A 2,926-nucleotide genomic window follows, 5' to 3' on the forward strand; every position below is an offset into this window, starting at 1 on the left:
ACCTGATGTTGCGGGCCAACGAACGCGGGCTCGGCCCGGAAGACCTCATCGCACTGGGCGAGCGGCGCGAGCGACCCGAATGGGTGGCGGCGGGCCGCTTCGCGCAGAGCTACGAACAGGTGATGCTGCTGCGCGGCGCCGTCGGCCTCGAAGCCCCCGAGGCCACCGCCCCCGCCCTGGACGCCGCAGAACTGGTCGGCGCGGCGCTCGCCGCGTTCGCGACCGACACCGACCTCCTCGCCGGGGAACGCAGCCGCATCCGGCACCTGCTCGTCGACGACGCGCAGCACCTCGATCCGCAGGCCGCGCACCTGGTGCGGGTCATCGGCACCGGAACCCGCACCAGCACCATCGCGGGAGACCCGGATCAGAGCGTGTTCACGTTCCGCGGCGCCGACCCGGGTTTCCTCACCGGCCTCGCCGAGCAGGATCCGTCCCGGCAGGTGCTGCTCGGCACCAACCACCGTGCCGCCACCGAAATCGCGGCGGTCACCGACCGTATCGCCCGCCGTCTTCCGGGTCTGCCGCCACACCGGGCCGCGGCGGCCACAACAGAGGAGACCGATCCCGGCCGGGTGCGGGTGTCGGTCCAGCCGAGCCAGGCGAAAGAAGCCGCGCTGGTGGCCGACACGCTGCGCCGCGCCCACCTCGTGGACGGTGTGCCGTGGTCGCAGATGGCGGTGATCGTACGATCGGTACCGCGCGTGCTGGCGCCGCTGCGCCGCGCGCTGCTGTCGGCGGGAGTGCCGATGACCACCGCCGCCTCCGAACTTCCGCTCGCGCGCCAGCACAGCGTCGCCGGTCTGCTGCTGGTCCTGCGGGCGGTGTCCGCACGGGGTTTCGGGACCGAAGAAGCCCTCGCGCTGCTCTCGGGCCCGGTCGGTGGCGCCGAACCGGTGGCGCTGCGACGGTTGCGTCGCGGACTGCGCCGCGTCGAACTCGCCGTCGACGGCAACCGCGACTCCGCCGAACTGCTGCGGCTGCTGCTCACCGAGGACGACGACGACACCGCGCGCCTGATGCGGGGCCTGACCGACGTGGAAGCGGCGCCGCTGAAGCGAGTCCTCGGAGTCCTGCGTAAGGCGCGGTCGGCGGCGCTGCGCGGCGGCGGGCTCGAGGACGTGTTGTGGGAGGCCTGGCGGGCCACCGATCTCGAACGACGCTGGGTGGCGGCATCCGCGCGGGGCGGCCCGGTCGGCGCCCAGGCCGACCGCGACCTCGACGCCGTGGTGGCGCTGTTCGACGCCGCCGCCGACTACGTCGACCGCCTACCGCGCGCCCAGATCGCCGGGTTCGTCGACTACCTCACCGAGCAGGAGATTCCGGGCACCGTGCGCTCCCGCGCCGCCGCCGAGTCCGAGGCCGTGACGGTGCTCAGCGCGCATTCCGCGGCCGGCCGCGAATGGGATGTGGTCGTGGTCGCCGGAGTCGAGGAGGGGCTGTGGCCGAGCCTGCGCGCTCGCGGCACGCTGCTCGGCATCGAAGCGCTTATCGATGCGGTCTCCGGGGCCGACGGCGGCGACACGGGCAACACCAGGCTCTCCCGCACCGCACCGCTGCTCGCCGACGAACGCCGGCTGTTCCTGGTCGCGTGCAGCCGCGCCCGCCGCAGTCTGCTCGTCACGGCCGTCGATTCCATCGGCAGCGACACCGAACTCGTGCGCTCCCGCTTCGTCGACGAGCTGCTCGGCGCGGATCTCGCCGACGACGAACCCCAGGTGCCCGACCCCGACGCTCTACCCGACGAGGTCCGGACCCGGGTGCTCGCGCTGCCCGCGCTCGTTGCCGAACTCCGCAGTGTCGTCTGCGATCCGGCGGTTGCCGAACACGAACCGGAGCGGCAGCGGTGGGCGGCGGCCCAACTCTCTCGGTTGGCACGTGTCGGTGTGAAAGGGGCACATCCCGACCAGTGGTACGGCACCTCCGATCCGAGCACATCCGACTCGCTGTGGGATCCGGACGACGACGCTGTGCGCTTGTCCCCGTCGACGATCGAACAACTCGTCACGTGTCCGCTGCGGTGGATGTTCGAGCGACACGGCGGTTCCGACGGCGAGAACAGCCACGCCGTGACGGGCACCCTCGTACACACCCTGGTGCAGGCGCTGGCCGGGCGGATCCCGCCCGAGCGCATCAACCAGGCACTGGAGAAGGCGTGGGACTCAGTGGATCTGGGATCCGACTGGTACGCGCGGCGCGAACTCGAGCGCACCCGCAAGATGCTCGACACATTCTCGACCTGGATGCAGAGCACGCGCAGCGAACTCACCGAGGTCGGTGTCGAGGTCAGCGTCGACGGCATCCTCGAACCGCGCACCGACACCGAACCGCGTGTGCGGCTACGTGGGCGGATCGACCGGCTCGAACGCGACCCCGACGGCCGTCCCGTCGTGATCGACGTCAAGACCGCGAAGAACCCGGTGACCAAGGACGCCGCCCGCGACCACGCCCAGCTCGCCGCAAACCAGGTGGCGGCTGCGGCCGGGGCGAGCGACGGTCAGCGCGCATCCGAACCGGGCGGCGCCCGGCTGGTCTTCGTCGCCAAACCGCACACCAACGAAGGCGCCACACAGCGGGCACAGCCACCGCTCGACGACGAGGGCCTCGAGCGCTGGCGCACCGTGATCCACGAGGCGGCCACCGCAACCCGGGGGCCGCAATTTCTCGCGCGGGTCAACGACGGCTGCCGGCACTGCCCGGTGTTGTCGAGCTGCCCCGCGCACGACGAAGGCAGGCAGGTGACCGGCGGATGAGCGCACCACGAGTGAGCGCGAGGGAACTGGCTGACGCACTCGGCCAGCACCCGCCGACGACCGAGCAAGCCGCAGTGATCGAGGCGCCGATGGGCCCGGCGCTCGTGGTCGCCGGCGCCGGCGCCGGCAAGACCGACACCAAGGCCCCGCGGGGGGTGTGGCTCGTCGCGAAC

The 2,926-nt window shown here is 72.4% G+C and carries 2 protein-coding genes; both read left to right on the top strand.

All coding sequences use genetic code 11. From position 1 onward, the window contains the following. Positions 1 to 2,753, top strand: a 2,753-nt coding sequence (locus Q8814_RS25470) for an ATP-dependent DNA helicase (RefSeq protein WP_330154730.1), incomplete at its 5' end; no start/stop codon positions are given. After that, positions 2,750 to 2,926, top strand: a 177-nt coding sequence (locus tag Q8814_RS25475) for a UvrD-helicase domain-containing protein (RefSeq protein ID WP_330154731.1), incomplete at its 3' end; no start/stop codon positions are given. The genes Q8814_RS25470 and Q8814_RS25475, both read left to right, overlap by 4 nt.

Source organism: Rhodococcus chondri, assembly GCF_036327435.1.
GTDB lineage: Bacteria > Actinomycetota > Actinomycetes > Mycobacteriales > Mycobacteriaceae > Rhodococcus > Rhodococcus chondri.